At 72.4% G+C, this 16,123-nt stretch carries 11 protein-coding genes and 1 pseudogene; 6 read left to right on the top strand and 6 right to left on the bottom strand.

Annotated elements, in window-relative coordinates; translation table 11 throughout:
- Positions 1-132: 132 nt before the first annotated feature.
- Entirely contained in the window at positions 133-1,311 is a 1,179-nt protein-coding gene (locus ACZ4XD_RS30765; protein ID WP_468047486.1) for a lipid-transfer protein, read from the bottom strand.
- Positions 1,312-1,560: 249 nt separating this feature from the next.
- Positions 1,561-1,992 (bottom strand): annotated as a pseudogene (locus ACZ4XD_RS30760) (Zn-ribbon domain-containing OB-fold protein); the annotation flags it as partial.
- 195 nt (positions 1,993-2,187) lie between these two features.
- On the opposite strand from ACZ4XD_RS30760, the gene ACZ4XD_RS30755 reads away from it, so the two are divergent.
- From ACZ4XD_RS30755 to ACZ4XD_RS30740, 4 genes are all read left to right on the top strand, one after another.
- Entirely contained in the window at positions 2,188-3,300 is a 1,113-nt protein-coding gene (locus tag ACZ4XD_RS30755; protein WP_468047428.1) for an ABC transporter ATP-binding protein, read from the top strand.
- Between the two features lie 114 nt (positions 3,301-3,414).
- Complete coding sequence (locus ACZ4XD_RS30750) at positions 3,415-4,593, top strand: ABC transporter substrate-binding protein (protein ID WP_468047426.1); 1,179 nt, start codon at positions 3,415-3,417, stop codon at positions 4,591-4,593.
- Between the two features lie 13 nt (positions 4,594-4,606).
- The gene (locus ACZ4XD_RS30745; RefSeq protein ID WP_468047424.1) at positions 4,607-5,455 is read left to right on the top strand and encodes an ABC transporter permease; all 849 of its coding nucleotides are present in this window, start codon (positions 4,607-4,609) and stop codon (positions 5,453-5,455) included.
- 23 nt (positions 5,456-5,478) lie between these two features.
- Positions 5,479-6,291 (top strand): ABC transporter permease, encoded by an 813-nt coding sequence (locus ACZ4XD_RS30740; RefSeq protein WP_468047422.1) that lies wholly within the window; start codon positions 5,479-5,481, stop codon positions 6,289-6,291.
- Positions 6,292-6,614: 323 nt separating this feature from the next.
- Here the strand turns inward: ACZ4XD_RS30740 and ACZ4XD_RS30735 are convergent, their stop codons facing one another.
- Together ACZ4XD_RS30735 and ACZ4XD_RS30730 are read right to left on the bottom strand one after the other, a co-directional pair.
- Positions 6,615-7,421 carry a M15 family metallopeptidase gene (locus ACZ4XD_RS30735; protein ID WP_468047420.1) on the bottom strand — a complete coding sequence of 269 codons (807 nt, stop codon included), beginning with the start codon at positions 7,419-7,421 and terminating at the stop codon, positions 6,615-6,617.
- 58 nt (positions 7,422-7,479) lie between these two features.
- Positions 7,480-9,876 (bottom strand): glycoside hydrolase family 31 protein, encoded by a 2,397-nt coding sequence (locus ACZ4XD_RS30730; RefSeq protein ID WP_468047418.1) that lies wholly within the window; start codon positions 9,874-9,876, stop codon positions 7,480-7,482.
- Positions 9,877-10,262: 386 nt separating this feature from the next.
- Between ACZ4XD_RS30730 and ACZ4XD_RS30725 the strand changes: the two genes are divergently transcribed.
- Positions 10,263-12,293: an acetoacetate--CoA ligase gene (locus ACZ4XD_RS30725; RefSeq protein WP_468047484.1), complete on the top strand. Its 2,031-nt coding sequence runs from the start codon at positions 10,263-10,265 to the stop codon at positions 12,291-12,293.
- Positions 12,294-12,439: 146 nt separating this feature from the next.
- Positions 12,440-13,357: a hypothetical protein gene (locus tag ACZ4XD_RS30720; protein WP_468047416.1), complete on the top strand. Its 918-nt coding sequence runs from the start codon at positions 12,440-12,442 to the stop codon at positions 13,355-13,357.
- An 88-nt stretch (positions 13,358-13,445) separates the two neighbouring features.
- Here ACZ4XD_RS30720 and ptsP read toward each other — a convergent pair whose 3' ends face one another.
- Together ptsP and ACZ4XD_RS30710 are read right to left on the bottom strand one after the other, a co-directional pair.
- Complete coding sequence (ptsP, locus tag ACZ4XD_RS30715; RefSeq protein WP_468047414.1) at positions 13,446-15,116, bottom strand: phosphoenolpyruvate--protein phosphotransferase; 1,671 nt, start codon at positions 15,114-15,116, stop codon at positions 13,446-13,448.
- Positions 15,117-15,195: 79 nt separating this feature from the next.
- Positions 15,196-15,645 (bottom strand): PTS sugar transporter subunit IIA, encoded by a 450-nt coding sequence (locus ACZ4XD_RS30710; protein WP_018090628.1) that lies wholly within the window; start codon positions 15,643-15,645, stop codon positions 15,196-15,198.
- Positions 15,646-16,123: the final 478 nt, after the last annotated feature.

Here is a 16,123-nt window from a genome sequence, read left to right as displayed (position 1 = left end):
GTGCGGACGATTGCGTCAGCTGTGGGGTGCCACGCTGTCCTGGTCGGACGGGGCGGGGCGGGGCGGGGCGCCAGGGGTACTGCCCGTCTGCTGGTCTGCCGCCTGTTCGTCTGTCCGACTGCCCGACCGCTCTCACCGCACGGCGACCACGGCCGATCCGTGCCCGAACAGCCCCTGATTGGCGGTCACCCCCACCCGGGCACCGGGCACCTGACGCGCGCCCGCCTGCCCCCGCAGCTGCCAGGTCAGCTCGCAGACCTGAGCGAGGGCCTGGGCAGGCACCGCCTCGCCGAAGGAGGCCAGACCACCGCTGGCATTGACCGGCAGCCGCCCGCCCAGTGCCGTCGCCCCGTCCCGCAGCAGCTTGGCGCCCTCACCGGCGCCGCACAGCCCCAGATCCTCGTACCACTCCAACTCCAGGGCGGTGGACAGGTCGTAGACCTCGGCCAGTGAGAGATCCTCCGGGCCGATCCCGGCCTCCTCGTACGCGGTGCGCGCGATCGACGCCCGGAAGCCGGTCTCCGGCTCCGGTACGGCGGCCGCGGAATCGGTGGCGATGTCCGGCAGATCCAATACGGTCCGCGGATAGTGCGGGGTGGCAGTGGAGACCGCACGGATCCGGACCGGGTCCGTGGCGCCGTGCCGCCGCGCGAAGTCCATGCTGGTCAGGACCAGCGCCGCGGCGCCGTCGGAGGTGGCGCAGATGTCCAGCAGCCGCAGTGGATCGGCGACCACGGCGGACGCCGCGACCTCCTGCACGGTGACCGCCTTGCGGTAGCGGGCGTACGGATTGGCCGCACCCGCCGCTGAGTTCTTCACCTTGACCCGCGCGAAGTCGTCGGCCGTGTCGCCGTACCGCGCCATCCGGCGGCGCGCGTACAGCCCGAAGTACGCCGGGTTGGTGGCGCCCAGCAACCGGAACCGCAGCCAGTCCGGGTCATCGGGCCGTTCGCCGCCCGCCGGGGTGAAGAACCCCTTGGGCGCGGCGTCGGCGCCCACCACCAGGGCCACGTCCGCCATCCCCGAAAGGATCTGCGCCCGTGCGGTGTTGATGGCCTGGGCGCCCGACGCGCAGGCCGCATAGACGCTGGTCACCCGGGCGCCCTGCCAGCCCAGCGCCTTGGCGAAGGTCGCCCCCGCCACATACCCGGGGTAGCCGCCGCGCACCGTGTCCGCCCCGACCACGCTCTGCACGGCGCGCCAGTCGAGCCCGGCGTCCGCGAGCGCGTCCCGGGCCGCCTTCGTCCCGTACTCGACGAAGCTGCGCCCCCACTTGCCCCAGGGGTGCATCCCGGCGCCGAGCACGGCCACGTCGCCACCACTCGGACTGCTTCCGCTCGCCGCCCCTGGGGCGGGGCACGCTTGGGGCCGCCTATCTACCCGCCGCCCACCCACGGCGTTAGTTTTTTCCCCGCCGCCCACCCCCCTTCGGGGGGTGGGCGGGTGTAGAGACGCGGTTACCGCTTCCGGGGCAGGGGACACCGCCCCGGGCCTACCCGGCCTTCGCGACGCGGACATCGCCCCACCCTCACCCCCATCCCCGCCCCCACGCCCGCCCTCCGCCACCCGCCACTGCCAAGTCGTCCAGGTGTGTTCCTCGTCCTCGTGGAGCACCCCCGGCACCAGCTCGACCTCCGTGCCCACGGTGAGGTCCGCGGCGCGGACGCCGGGCGCGGCTTGCCCGAGGACCACCATCCGCTCCTCCGCCAGTTCCACCGCGACCAGCAGGTAGGGCTCCCATGCGGCGTCCGGGTCGGAGACGTACGGGGCGGGCGGCCGATAGCGGGCATCGGTGTACGACCAGACGGTGCCGTGCCGGGACAGCGGCACCTCCAGCAGCTCGTCGCCGCCGCACGCGGGATTGCGGCAGAAGGTGTCCTCGCGGGGGAAGAACACCGCGCCGCAGGCCCGGCACCGCGTACCCAGCAGCCGGAAGTCCGCCGCGTCCTGATCGAACCACCCCGGCACCGCCGGCTTCCGCGTACGTGTCACGGACCCTCCCCAAGCGCGGACCGGGAACGGCGAGCCGGCAACGGCGAGCCAGCCGGCCGCGGACCGGCGGCGCGGCTCTCGCGGCCCTCCCGGAAACCCAGAACTGACGGAACGTCAGGAGTGTGGCACGGTGTGGCCCGGCGCGGAACCCCGGTACAGTCCGGGCGGTCACGTCGTACACGAGGGGGAGCGCCCGTGGCTGAAGCCGCCCGCCCTGACGCCCATGCCGACGCCCGCACCGACGCCCGCACCGACGCCCGGCCCGTCCGCACGGCCACCGCACCCGCCGTACGGCTCGCCGCCGTCCGCAAGGAGTTCGGCCCGGTGTGCGCCGTCGACCACGCCGAACTCACCATCCACCAGGGGGAGTTCTTCTCCCTCCTCGGCCCCTCCGGCTCCGGCAAGACCACCCTGCTGCGGCTGATCGCCGGCTTCGAGCGGCCCACGTCGGGCCGTATCGAACTCGCCGGTCGCGAGGTCACCGCACTCCCGCCCGCCCGGCGCGACGTGCACACCGTCTTCCAGGACTATGCGCTCTTCCCGCACATGACCGTCGAACAGAACGTCGCCTACGCGCTGACCGTCGCCGGGGTGCGCAAGTCCGAACGCCTCGCCCGCGCCCGCGAGGCCCTGCGCACCGTACGGCTCGACGACCACGGCCCGCGCCGCCCGGCCGAACTCTCCGGCGGCCAGCGCCAGCGCGTCGCCCTGGCCCGCGCGCTGATCGACGGCCCGGGACTGCTGCTGCTCGACGAGCCCCTCGGCGCGCTCGATCTCCAGCTGCGCCAGGAGATGCAGCGCGAACTGGCGCGCATCCAGCGCGCCACCGGCGTCACCTTCCTCCTCGTCACCCATGACCAGGAGGAGGCGCTGACCCTCAGCGACCGCCTAGCGATCCTTGACCGCGGCCGGATCGCGCAGACCGGCCCGCCGCTGGAGATCTACGAGCGCCCGGCCACCGCGTTCGTCGCGGGATTCGTCGGCACCACCAACCTGCTGAGCGGCCCGGCCGCGGTCCGCGTCGTCGGCGCCCCGGGCACCTACAGCATCCGCCCCGAACGGATCCGGATCGCGGCTCCCGACGGCCCGGACAGCACCCCGGGGCCGGGGGAGCGGAGCGTGCCCGGCAGGATCGCCGAGATCGTGCACGCCGGCGCCCACCTCCGCTGCGTGGTCCACCTCGACGGCGGCGACGACCGGCTCACCGCACTGCGGCTGAACTCCGCGCCGCTTCCGCCGGCCGTCCGTCCGGGCGCCGCCGTGCACCTGCTGTGGCGCGTCGACGATGCGTCGGCGGTGCCCGGCTGAACCGCCGTCGGGCACCGCACGGATGCGTTTGCCGACGACGCGCCCTGGTGGCAGATGGTCAGCTTCCGGATACTGGCGGTGCTCGACAGCCGTGTGCGACAGCGGGAGTTCACCATGCGCAACGCGAATCCGTGGCAGGCCGCTGTGGCGGCCGGAGTACTGCTGCTGGCCGTGGCCTGCGGCTCCGGTGGCGGGGGAACGGGCGGCGGGAGAGCCGCCGAGCAGAAGAGCGTCGGCAAGGGCGAGGGCCGCGTCGACCTCATCGCCTGGGCCGGATACGCCGAGGACGGCTCCAACGATCCCCGGGCCGACTGGGTGCACCCGTTCGAGAAGCAGACCGGCTGCAAGGTCAACACGAAGATCGCCGGGACCTCCGACGAGATGGTCTCGCTGATGAAGACGGGGCAGTACGACACCGTGTCCGCATCCGGCGACGCCACCCTGCGGCTGATCGCCGCGGGGGACGTGGCGCCGGTCAACACCCGTCTGGTCCCGAACTACCGCGACATCTTCAGCGGCCTCAAGATGCGCCCGTTCAACTCCAAGAACGGGAAGATGTACGGCATTCCGCACGGCCGTGGCGCCAATCTGCTGATGTACCGCACCGACAAGGTCTCCCCGGCCCCCGACTCCTGGAAGGCCGTCTTCGACGGCGCCCCGAAATACTCGGGCAAGGTCACCGCCTACGACTCCCCGATCTACATCGCCGACGCCGCCCTGTACCTCATGAAGACCCGCCCGGCACTCGGCATCAAGGACCCCTACGCCCTGGACCGCACCCAACTCGACGCCGCCGTGGCCCTGCTGAAGAAACAGCGGCAGCACGTCGGCGAATACTGGAGCGACTACCAGAAGGAGGTCACGGCCTTCAAGGGCGGCGACAGCGTCATCGGCACCACCTGGCAGGTCATCGCCAACACCGCCACCGCGCAGAAGGCCGCCGTCAAGGCCGTCCTCCCCAAGGAGGGGGCGACCGGCTGGTCCGACACCTGGATGGTCTCCGCCAAGGCCGCCCACCCCAACTGCGCCTACAAGTGGCTCAACTGGATCGTCTCACCGAAGGTGAACGCCCAGGTGGCCGAGTACTTCGGCGAGGCACCCGCCAACGCCAAGGCCTGCCGGGAGACCGCCGACCCCCACCACTGCGCCGTCTACCACGCCGACGACGAGGCCTACTACCGCCGTGTCCACTTCTGGACCACCCCCGTCCCGCAGTGCCTCGACGGCCGCAAGAACGTCACGTGCACCGACTACGCGCAATGGACGCGTGCCTGGACGGAGATCAAGGGCTGAGCCGGGGCAGCCGGTGTCCGTCACCGAACGCGAGCCGGGCGCCCGGGCCCGGCTCGCCGCACTCCTCGCCCCGCCCCTCCTCTGGCTGATCCTCGCCTACCTCGGTTCCCTCGCCGTCCTCCTCCTCTCGGCCTTCTGGACCACCGACCCCTTCACCTCGGACGTCGTGCACTCCTTCACCGCCGACAACTTCCGGGAGATCCTCACCGACCCCGTGTACCGCACCGTCGCGCTGCGCACCCTCGGCATCGCCGTCGCCGTCACGCTCCTCGACGCCCTGCTCGCGCTGCCCATGGCCTTCTTCATGGCGTGGGTGGCGACCGGCCGGCTGCGTCGTGCCCTGCTGGTGGCGGTGCTCACCCCGCTGTGGGCCGGCTATCTGGTCAAGGCGTACGCCTGGCGGATGATGCTCGGCGAGCACGGCATCGTCAATGCGGCACTCGCCCCGCTGGGCCTGCACGGACCCGGTTACGGCACGACCGCCGTCGTGATCGTGCTGGCCTACCTCTGGCTGCCGTACATGATCCTGCCGCTGCACGCCGCCCTGGAGCGGCTGCCCGCCCACCACCTGGAGGCGTCCGCCGACCTCGGTGCGGGCACCCTGCGCACGCTGCGCTCCGTGGTCGCCCCCGCCGTCCGCCCGGCGCTCCTGGCCGGCTCGGTCTTCACCTTCTCGCTCAGCCTCGGCGACTACCTCACCGTGCAGATCGTCGGCGGCCGCACCCAGCTGCTGGGGAATGTCATCGCCTCCCAGGTCACCCTCGATCTGCCGCTCGCCGCGGCGCTGTCCGCGGTCCCCGTCGTCCTCGTCGTCTGCTACCTGGCCGCGGTCCGCCGGGCCGGCGCACTCGACTCGCTCTGACCGGTCCCGCAGGAGGCAGCCGGATGCATCTCACCCGCACCGCCCGCATCGTCCTCGGCTGCGTCACGGCCGCCGGCCTGGCCCTGATCTACCTCCCGCTGCTCCTGGTCCTGCTCAACTCCCTCAACGCCGACCCCTCGTTCGCCTGGCCGCCCAGCGCGCTGACCGGCGAGTGGTGGCGGCGCGCACTGCACAGCGCGGGCGCCCGCGACGCGCTGTGGACCTCGCTCCAGGCGGGCCTGTGGGCCACCGCCCTGGCCCTGGTCCTCGGCTCGCTCGCCGCCTTCGCCGTGCACCGCCACCGCTTCTTCGGCCGGCAGACCGTCTCGTTCCTGATCGTGCTGCCCCTCGCGCTGCCCGGCATCGTCACCGGGATCGCCCTCAATGCCGCGTTCCGCACCGTCCTGACGCCGCTGGGGATCGGCTTCGGCCTGTTCACGGTCGTCGTCGGCCATGCGACCTTCTGCGTCGTGATCGTCTTCAACAACGTCGCCGCGCGGCTCCGCCGGATCGGCCCGTCACTGGCCGAAGCCTCCGCCGACCTGGGAGCCGGCCCCTGGCAGACCCTGCGCCACGTCACCTTCCCGGCGCTGCGGCCCGCGCTGTTCGCCGGGGCCCTGCTGGCCTTCGCGCTCTCCTTCGACGAGGTCGTGGTGACCACCTTCACGGCGGGCGCGGGCACTCGGACCCTCCCGATCTGGATCTACGAGAACCTGGCCCGCCCGCACCAGGCCCCGGTCGTCAACGTGGTGGCCGCGCTGCTCATCGCGCTGTCCGTGCTCCCCGTCCGGGCGGCCCAGCGGCTCTCGTCGGACCCGGCCGGCGGCCGCCTCTGAGGGCACCGGCGAAACACCGGTGAATCAGCCGAACGGACGACTTCGCGGTCCCGCAACCGGACGCGGCCTGCCCGCGTCCCTCACAGCAGGGTTCGGGGCACGGGGTCCACGGGGGTGATTCCGTGCCCCGGACCACACCTGGGACGACGCCCGTGGGCGCTGCCCGTGCACCTCAGGCCGTGCACCACAGGCCGTGCGCCCCAGGCCGTGCACCTCAGGCCGTGCACCTCAGGCCGTGCACCACAGGCCCGCCCGGCCGGTCCCGCCGACCGGTCCCGCCGACCGGTCCCGGCGATCGGGCCCCCGGTAAGGCCCCCACCCGGTCACCGCACGGGAAAATCGAAGTAGGTGTCCGGAAAGGTCTCCGGGGTGAAGGTGAAGTGCCACCACTCCTCCGGGAGATTCACGAAGCCGGCCCGCTCCAGCCCGTGCTTGAGCAGCAACCGGTTCGCTCGCGGCCGCCCGTGGATGCGCGGGTCGAGGGTGTGCGCGAGCGTGTCGAAGCAGTCGAAGCCGGTCCCCATGTCGAGCGAGTTGTCCGGGAACCGTGCCGCCTGCGGCCCGTAACAGGACGTCAGCGGCTCGCCCGGCACATACGGGCGGGTCGGCGGGGCCGGCAGCCGCACCAGCGTCACATCGAGCGTACTGCCCCTGCTGTGACCGGACTTGGCCGCGATATAGCCGTCGTCGAACAGCTTCGTCTTGTCCTCGCGTGGATAGAACTCGCCCTTCATCCGCTGGTCGCCGAGGTCCTTGGCCCACCGCACGAAGTGGTCCACGGCGCGTTGCGGCCGGTAGCAGTCGTACACCTTGAGCGACAGTCCGCGCCGGAGGAAGGAGCGCTGGGCCCGGTGCAGGGCCGTTGCGGCGTCCCGCGTCAGCAGGCACACCGGCCTGCGGTAGCCGTCCACCGGCACCCCCATGAAGTTGTGCGGGGTCGGGTAGCGCATCTCCTGGATGATCGTGGGATCCACCTCGCGCAGCGCGACGAACTCCTTCGGCATCCCGGACGACGACACCGGCCGGCGGGCTCCCCCGGCCCCCGCGACGGGCGACGGCACCACGGCGACGGTCAACAAGGCGGCGGCAGTGAGGGCCACGCCGCGCAGTGCGGCAGCAAGTCTCGGCATGGCCCTCCGTCTACCAGCCGCGGCAGCTGGAGGGGAAGCCCCTGCGCGCCCCCAGCCGTTACCCGTCCGCCAGCCCCCGCACCCGCACCGGATACCCCACCGCGCCCCCGTCCCGCCGTTCCACGACCACCCGGTCGCCCGTGCGTCGCGAGGTGAAGCGCTCCACCGTCGGCCGCTGCCAGCCGTCGCCGGCGTCCGGCACCACCAGCCCGCTGCCCCCGCGCCCGGCGACCGGCGCCCACACCTCCAGCTCCGTCCCGCCGTCCGCCCCCGCCACAGGCAGCACCGCACCGGCCCGCGCCAGCACCGGAATCCGCGACAGCGGCGCCTCCACCCACACCTGCCCGGGTCCGTCGTACGCCCGCCCGGTGGCGGTGTCGTACCACCGGCCGCGCGGCAGCCGCACCGGCCGCCGGGTCACCCCCGCCGCCAGCGCCGGTGCCACCAGCAGCGCATCCCCCAGCAGAAACGCGTCCTCGCAGTCCCGTAGTGCCCGGTCCCGCGGCGCGCTCCACCACAGCGGCCGGACATACGGCGCCCCGGTCAGCCGGGCCAACTGCCCCAGCGTCTCGAAGTACGGCAGCAGCCGCTGCCGCTCACGCAGCGCCGTACGGGCATGACCGAGCACCTCGCTCCCGTATTCCCAGGGCTCCCGCCGCCCCGCCCCGATTGCCGAGTGGGTACGGAACAGCGGCAGATAGGCGCCCAGTTGGAACCACCGCAGATACAGCTCGGGGCACGGCACCCCGGAGTACCCGCCGATATCGGGGCCGCTGTACGGGACCCCACAGAGCCCCAGCCCCAGCACCAGCGACAGTGACGCCCGCAGCCCCGGCCAGCCCGTCGCCACATCGCCCGACCAGCTGCCGCCGTAGCGCTGCATCCCGGCCCAGCCCGAACGTGAGAAGAGGAACGGCCGCTCGTACGACCGCAGTTCACACAGCCCCTCGAAGCCGGCCCGGGCCATCGCCAGGCCGTAGATGTTGTGCGCCTCCCGGTGGTCGCCGCCCCGCCCCTCCAGCGCGTGCCGTGCCGAGCGCGGCAGGGTCCGTTCCCCGAACGCGGCAAAGGAGACCGGCTCGTTCATGTCGTGCCAGAACCCCGCGAAGCCCTGGGCCAGCCGCTCCGCGTACAGCGCGCCCCACCACTTGCGCACCCGCGCATCGGTGAAGTCGGGGTACACCGACTCACCCGGCCACACCACCCCGCGCACCTCGCGCCCCCGCGCGTCCCGTACGAAGGCGTCCGCCGCCGCCCCGCCCTCGTACACCGCGTCCCCCGGCTCGGCCTTCACCGCCGGATCCACGATCGACACCAGGCGCACCCCGTCCGCGCGCAAATCCCGTGCCAGCCCCGGAAGATCCGGATAGCGCTGCCGGTCGACCGTGAACACCCGGTGCCGGTCGTAATGGTCGATGTCCAAATGGACGGCGGACAACGGGAGTTCGCGCTCCTGGTAGCCGGCCACCACCCGGCGCACCTCGGTCTCCCCGCTGAAACCCCAACGGGCGTGCTGATACCCCAGCGCCCACTGCGGCGGCAGCGCGGGCGCACCGGTCAGCGCCGTCCAGACCTGAAGCACCCGGGCCGGGGACCCCGCCAGCACCCAGTAGCGCAGCGGCCCGCCGTCCATCCGCAGCTCACAGGTGCCCGGCCGGTCATGACCCGAGCCCGCCCCCTCCGTGCCCTCGTGCAGCGTGACCCGGCCGTCCCAGGAATTGTCGTGAAAGACCAGATGCGTACCGGCGTCCGCCACCACCAGCTGCACCGGCATGGTCAGCGACAGCGGATCGTCGCCCGGCCGGAACGTGCCGCCCGGATCGGTGTTCCACAGCCGGTACGCCCCGTCCCGCAGGCGTGGCCCGTGCGCCCGGCCGCCCAGCCCGAAGAACCGGGCATCGGCCGCCACCTCCGAGCGCTGCACCCAGCGCGAGCCGCCGCACCCCTCCGGCCGCCCGGCGCGCTCGTCCGCTCCCTGGTCACCCGTCCGGTCCCACCAGCGCGGCGGCAACTCCCGCCGCAGCACCGCCCCGCCGGGCGTCCGCACCTCCACCGCGCCGTGCCGGGACACCACCACCAGGACCCGCTCGGAGACCACCCGCCAGCCGCCCTCCGTATCGGGCTCCAGCATCGCCCGCGCATCCACTTCGGGACACGCCCCGGCCAGCGCGTACGACGGCTCCGGCTCGGCACCGTCCCAGCCGCAGAACACCGCGCCGCCCGCGGCCACCCGCACCCGCAGCGACGACCGTGCGAAATGGATCATCCCGCCGCCCGGTTGGGGCTCCGCGCTCAGCGCCGCCCCCGGGACCCGCGCCCGTTCCGCTCCGCGCCCCGGCAGCGCCTGTGCATCCGCTCTCCGCGCCCGCCACGCCGAGCGCACGGACCGCAGCCCCTGCGCCGGCCCGACCGCCCTGATCATCCGTACCGACCGCACCAGATCCCGCCCGTCCATGCCGGTCAGCCTGCCATTGACGGGCAGGTGCGGGGGAACCGTTCAACTGCCGTTCACCTGCGCGGGGTCACGCTCGGCCACCCTCAGCCCAAGACGTGTCCGCAAAGTCCCGGCGTCCCCCGGAGGACCAGGCTTACGGCGTCCCCTTGGGGCCACGGCCCCCAATGGCCGAATCCTGCCGGGGCCCGCCGCCCGCCCCGCGCTCCCATGGCGGCACCACATCCGCCACCCACCGAATGTGGGGAGTCCACCCTGGTGCACAAGTCGATCACATGGCATCGTCCAGGCAAGCCGTGTCACGCGCACACGCCCACCCATTGGGCCGGGGGACCCCCACCGCTGTGCGCGCCCGACGCCCACCACGCGTATCGCCCGGGAGCCGCATGATGACCACCGCACCGCAGTCCGCCCACCAGCCGGAACCGCTCTGGCAACCAGGCCCGGACCGCATCGCCGGCGCACAGGTCACCCGCTTCCACACCTGGGCGGCCGCGCACCACGGCGCACCCGCCCCCACCCCCGGCGACCCCGCGCGGAGCTACGCCGACCTGCACCACTGGTCCGTCCGCGACCTCCCCGCCTTCTGGCAGGCCACCGCGGAGTGGTTCGACGTCCGCTTCGCCACCCCGTATGAGACCGTCCTCGCCGACCGCACGATGCCCGGCGCCCGCTGGTTCCCCGGCGCCACCCTCAACTACGCCGAGCACGCCCTGCGCGCCGCCGAGGACCCGGCCCGCGCCGACGCCCCCGCGCTGCTGTACGTCGACGAGACCCATGAGCCCACCCCCGTCACCTGGACGGAGCTGCGCGCCCAGGTCGGCTCGCTGGCCGCCGAACTCCGCCGCCTCGGCGTCCGCCCCGGCGACCGCGTCAGCGCCTACGTCCCCAACATCCCGCAGGCCGTCGTCGCGCTCCTCGCCACCGCCGCGGTCGGCGCCGTATGGACCTCCTGCGCCCCCGACTTCGGCGCCCGCAGCGTGCTGGACCGCTTCCAGCAGATCGAACCGGTCGTGCTGTTCACCGTCGACGGCTACCACTACGGCGGCAAGGAACACGACCGCCGCGACGCCGTCGCCGAACTCCGCAACGAACTGCCCACCCTGCGCGCCGTCGTCCACATCCCGCTGCTCGGCACCCCCGCCCCCGAAGGCGCCGTGAACTGGTCGGATCTGACCTCGAACGACACCGAACCGGTCTTTGAGCAGGTCCCCTTCGACCACCCGCTGTGGGTCCTGTACTCCTCCGGCACCACCGGCCTGCCCAAGGCCATCGTCCAGTCCCAGGGCGGCATCCTGCTCGAACACCTCAAGCAGACCGGCCTGCACTGCGACCTCGGCCCCGAGGACCGGTTCTTCTGGTACACCTCCACCGGCTGGATGATGTGGAACTTCCTCGTCGCCGGCCTGCTGGTGGGCTCCACGATCGTGCTCTACGACGGCAGCCCCGGCCATCCCGACGTCTCGGCCCAGTGGCGGGTCGCCGAAACCACCCGCGCCACCGTCTTCGGCACCTCGGCCGCCTACGTCATGGCCTGCCGCAAGGCAGGCATCCACCCGGCCCGCGACCTCGACCTCTCCGCCATCACCTGCGTCGCGACGACCGGCTCCCCGCTCCCGCCGGACGGCTTCCGCTGGCTGCACGACTCCTTCGCGGAGGGCGGCGCCGACCTGTGGACCGCCTCCGTCAGCGGCGGCACCGACGTCTGCAGCTGCTTCGCCGGCGCCGTCCCCACCCTCCCCGTCCACATCGGCGAGCTCCAGGCCCCGTGCCTCGGCACCGACCTGCAAGCCTGGGACCCGCAGGGCAAACCGGTCATCGGCGAAGTCGGCGAACTCGTCGTCACCAACCCCATGCCGTCCATGCCCACCCGCTTCTGGAACGACCCCGACGGCACCCGCTACCACGACAGCTACTTCGACATGTACCCCGGAGTCTGGCGGCACGGCGACTGGATCACCGTCACCCCCCGCGGCAGCGTCGTCATCCACGGCCGCTCCGACTCCACCCTCAACCGCCAGGGCGTCCGGATGGGCTCCGCCGACATCTACGAGGCGGTCGAACGGCTCCCCGAGATCCGCGAGTCCCTCGTCATCGGCCTGGAACTCCCCGACGGCGGCTACTGGATGCCGCTCTTCGTCCACCTCGCCCCCGGCGCCACTCTCGACGACGCCCTCCGCGACCGCATCAAGCACACCATCCGCGAACAGCTCTCCCCGCGGCACGTCCCCGACGACATCATCGAAGCCCCCGGCGTCCCGCACACCCTCACCGGCAAGCGCATCGAGGTCCCGGTCAAGCGCCTCCTCCAGGGCACCCCCCTCGACAAGGCCGTCAACCCCGGCTCCGTCGACAACCTCGACCTGCTCCGCTTCTACGAGCGGGTGGCCCGCGACCGCGCCACCGACCGTATGCAGTAAGCCCGCCCGGCGCCGGACCGCCGAAGGCCCGCACGGCCTCCGGTCCGGCGCCCGGCCGCATTGTCAGACCCCTCGATTACTCTCAGTGACAAGTGGTGTCCGGCCGGCCCACGCTCAGCGCCGGACACATCTCACCAGGGGGAGTCATGACATCCACAGCCAAGTACACCGACCAGTCCGCCCGCCGCAAGCTCCGCCGCGAAGTCCCCAGCGCCGCCGCCGTCCTGGCCGACGAGCAGGACTTCCGCGCCATGAGCCGCTACCGCACCTTCCCGTTCGACGACCACCGCAGCTACCTCCAGCAGATGGAGAACCTGCTGCGCACCCTCGCCTCCCAGGGCGTGCTCACGACCCTCAGCCTCTTCGACCCGGTCGCCTACGAGAAATACTGCGCCGACCTCGCCCTCGATCCCGACCGCCCCGAGAGCCGCAGCCGCTACACCGCCGAAGTCGCCCGCACCGGCGCCACATTGACCTACCAGGGCGAACCCCTGAACCGGCTGCTCCCGCTGCTCGTCGAGGAAGCCGACCGCCAGGCCACCTGGGACCACGCCTCCGCCGTCCTGGCTCGCGCCGGCGACTGCCCGGAGTGCGGCGAAGACCTCGCCCACGCCGCGTTCGCCCGCGCCACCCAAGCCCTCCAGCAGCTCCTCGAAGCCCTCGGCAGCGGCCCCCACCACCTCGTCTGCTCCGTCGCGGCCGGAGACCCGTCCCTGCTGGCGGTGCTGCATGCCACCGCCCAGGAGGGCGCCCGCCCCCAGCTCGCCGAATCGGACACCCTCGTCTTCTGCACGGTCCTCGCCGCCGGCTTCGCCCTGCGCACCCCCGGCGGCATCGTCTCCCGCACCACCACCGGCCACGACACCACCGGCGACCCCGCCCACGACACGGTCCGCGGCTGGTCCTTCCGCGACTCCTGGCCCCGCGCCCTCAGCGCCGCCGAGGTCTTCACCGCCTACTGCACCGACGCCGACACCGGCGAGCCGATCCCACCCGAGCACGGCGTCGACTACGCCCCCGGCCTTCCCCTCACACCGCCACCCGACCCCCACGACCACGGCTGACCGCCCCGCACACAGCAGCATGGCCGCCCCGCCACAAAGGGCGGGACGGCCATCAACACTCCTGAGCGACGCACCGCGCCGCGCGAGGTCACTCCCCGGAGAGCACCGCCTGCGCGGCGGCCCGCGCATCGTCGGCGGTGTCCGCGGCACGCGCCGCGGCCGCCGCCCGCTCACACTGCGCCAGCGTGTGCTTCGACAGCGTCGAGCGCACATACGGAATCGACGCCGCACCCATCGAAAGGCTGGTGACACCGAGCCCCGTCAGCACACACGCCAACAGCGGATCGGAGGCCGCCTCACCACACACCCCACAGCTCTTGCCCTCGGCCTTCGCGGCCTCGGCCGAAGCCGCCACGAGGTCCAGCAGCGCCGGCTGCCAGGGATCCTGCAGCCGCGAGACGGCACCGACCTGGCGGTCAGCGGCGAAGGTGTACTGCGCCAGGTCATTGGTCCCCAGCGAAAGGAACTCGACCTCCTGCAGAATCGACCGCGCCCGCAGCGCCGCGGACGGAATCTCCACCATCGCCCCGAACTTCGCCTGGAGCCCGGCCTCCCGGCACGCATCCGCGAACGCCTTGGCATCGGTCCGGTCCGCCACCATCGGCGCCATGACCTCAAGGTAGACCGGCAGCCCCTCGGCCGCCTTCGCCAGCGCCGTCAGCTGGGTACGCAGCACGTCGGGGTGGTCGAGCAGCGTCCGCAGCCCCCGCACACCCAGCGCGGGATTCGGCTCATCGGCCGGCGTCAGGAAATCCAGCGGCTTGTCGGCACCGGCGTCGAGCACCCGCACCACGACCCGCCCCTCGGGGAAGGCCTCCAGCACCTTGCGGTACGCATCGACCTGCTTCTCCTCGGACGGTGCGTTCTTGCTGTCGTCCAGGAACAGGAACTCGGTACGGAACAGGCCCACACCCTCGGCCCCGGCCTCGACCGCCGCGGCCACATCACCGGGCCCGCCGACATTCGCCAGCAGCGGCACCTTGTGCCCGTCGGAGGTGGCACCCGGACCGGACGACGCCGCCAGCGCCGCCTTCCGCTCCGCCGCGGCCTGCTCCAGCGCCGCCCGCTTCTCGGCGTCCGGCTCCACAAAGACCTCACCGGTGCTGCCGTCGACGGCGATGACCGTGCCCTCGACGAGCTCACCCGCGCCGGGCAGCGCCACGATGGCCGGCACCCCCAGTGCCCGCGCGAGAATCGCGCTGTGGCTGGTCGGCCCGCCCTCCTCGGTCACGAACCCGAGCACCAGCGTCGGGTCGAGCAGCGCGGTGTCGGCCGGCGCCAGATCCCGCGCGATCAGCACATACGGCTCGTCACTGTCCGGCACACCCGGCATCGGCACACCCAGCAGCCGCGCGACGATCCGGTTCCGCACGTCATCGAGGTCGGCCACCCGGCCCGCGAGGTACTCACCCGCACCCGCCAGCAGCGCCCGATAGGCGGCGAACGCGTCATACACACCGCGCTCGGCGGTGCTGCCCACGGCGATCCGCCGCTCGACATCCGCCATCAGCTCGGGGTCCTGCGCCATCATGGCCTGTGCCTCCAGCACGGCCTGCGCCTCACCGCCCGCCAGGTTTCCCCGCGCCATCAGATCAGCAGCGACAGCCTCCACGGCCTGACGGGCACGCCCCTGTTCGCGCTCCGCCTCGTCCGCCGGAATCTGCTTGGCCGGCGGCTCGAGAACCGCCGTACCCATGTGCCGCACCTCGCCGATCGCCACACCGTGGCTGACGCCGACGCCTCGCAGCGTTGTCTCCATTGCACCCGTCTCCGGTTGATGCGACGGCCGCGGCCGCCTCGATGAATGTCGTACCTGCCGTGGGGCCGAGCCCCGCCGGCTACTGCCAGGAGAAGAGCTGGTCGCCCGCCTTGACGTCGCCGTCCTCGCGCACCTCGCCGAGCGAGTCCGCAGTGGCCTCCAGCGCGACGACCGGGCACACCGGCGACTTCCCGGCCTGCTCCACGGCCGCCGGGTTCCAGCGCACGACCTCCTGGCCGCGGGTCACGGTGTCGCCCTTGTTCACGAGCAGCTCGAAGCCCTCGCCATTGAGCTGCACGGTGTCGATACCGAGATGGGTGAGCACCCCGTGCCCCTCCGAGTCGACGACGACGAACGCGTGCGGGTGCAGCGATACAAGGACACCGTCCACGGGCGAAACAGCGGCGGACGGCTCACGCACCGGATCGATGGCGGTACCGGGACCCACCATCGCTCCGGAGAACACCGGGTCGGGCACAGCCGCGAGTCCGATGGCGCGTCCGGCAAGAGGGGACGTCACGGTGGTCATGGGAAGCCTCCCAGGGGTGGAGATTCATCAGGCCGCCGTCACTACCTGTCCTGGACGGCGCACCGTTCAGAAGCGTAAGTCATAAGAACTGACGGTTCCGCATGAGAGACGCCGGTTGCCGTCCGCGAGTCCCGCTGAATCGATTTGCCTCGCCCACACCAGAGCTGTACTGTCTGACACCTGCCCCGGACAGCCAGGACGCAATCAACGCGTCGGGTTGAGGTGGGCGGCACTCCTAGCGTCTTGATCGCGACTCAAGAATTGCGCTTTCTGCATGCTTGCAGAAAAGCAGCGGTTCGAAAGCGGGAAAAGGACCTGATAGAGTGTGAAACACCGAAGGGAAGCGCCCGGAGAGCCCGGTACTGAGTCAATCAGAACCGATAAGGCACAAAGGAAGCGTCCGTTCCTTGAGAACTCAACAGCGTGCCAAAAGTCAACGCCAGATATGTTGATACCCCGTCTCCATCATGGAGATGAG

The organism is Streptomyces sp. NPDC029466, from assembly GCF_055574515.1.
The sequence above is the reverse complement of the archived record's forward strand: the minus strand, read 5'-3'. Positions and strand labels throughout refer to the sequence as shown.

What these genes read in the sequence shown, in the direction of transcription:
- ACZ4XD_RS30720 (WP_468047416.1), top strand. Translation starts at nt 12,440, where the DNA reads ATGACATCCACAGCCAAGTACACCGACCAGTCCGCCCGCCGCAAGCTC.
- ACZ4XD_RS30710 (WP_018090628.1), bottom strand. Translation starts at nt 15,645, where the DNA reads ATGACCACCGTGACGTCCCCTCTTGCCGGACGCGCCATCGGACTCGCG.
- ACZ4XD_RS30735 (WP_468047420.1), bottom strand. Translation starts at nt 7,421, where the DNA reads ATGCCGAGACTTGCTGCCGCACTGCGCGGCGTGGCCCTCACTGCCGCC.
- ptsP (WP_468047414.1), bottom strand. Translation starts at nt 15,116, where the DNA reads ATGGAGACAACGCTGCGAGGCGTCGGCGTCAGCCACGGTGTGGCGATC.
- ACZ4XD_RS30725 (WP_468047484.1), top strand. Translation starts at nt 10,263, where the DNA reads ATGACCACCGCACCGCAGTCCGCCCACCAGCCGGAACCGCTCTGGCAA.
- ACZ4XD_RS30750 (WP_468047426.1), top strand. Translation starts at nt 3,415, where the DNA reads ATGCGCAACGCGAATCCGTGGCAGGCCGCTGTGGCGGCCGGAGTACTG.
- ACZ4XD_RS30740 (WP_468047422.1), top strand. Translation starts at nt 5,479, where the DNA reads ATGCATCTCACCCGCACCGCCCGCATCGTCCTCGGCTGCGTCACGGCC.
- ACZ4XD_RS30730 (WP_468047418.1), bottom strand. Translation starts at nt 9,876, where the DNA reads ATGGACGGGCGGGATCTGGTGCGGTCGGTACGGATGATCAGGGCGGTC.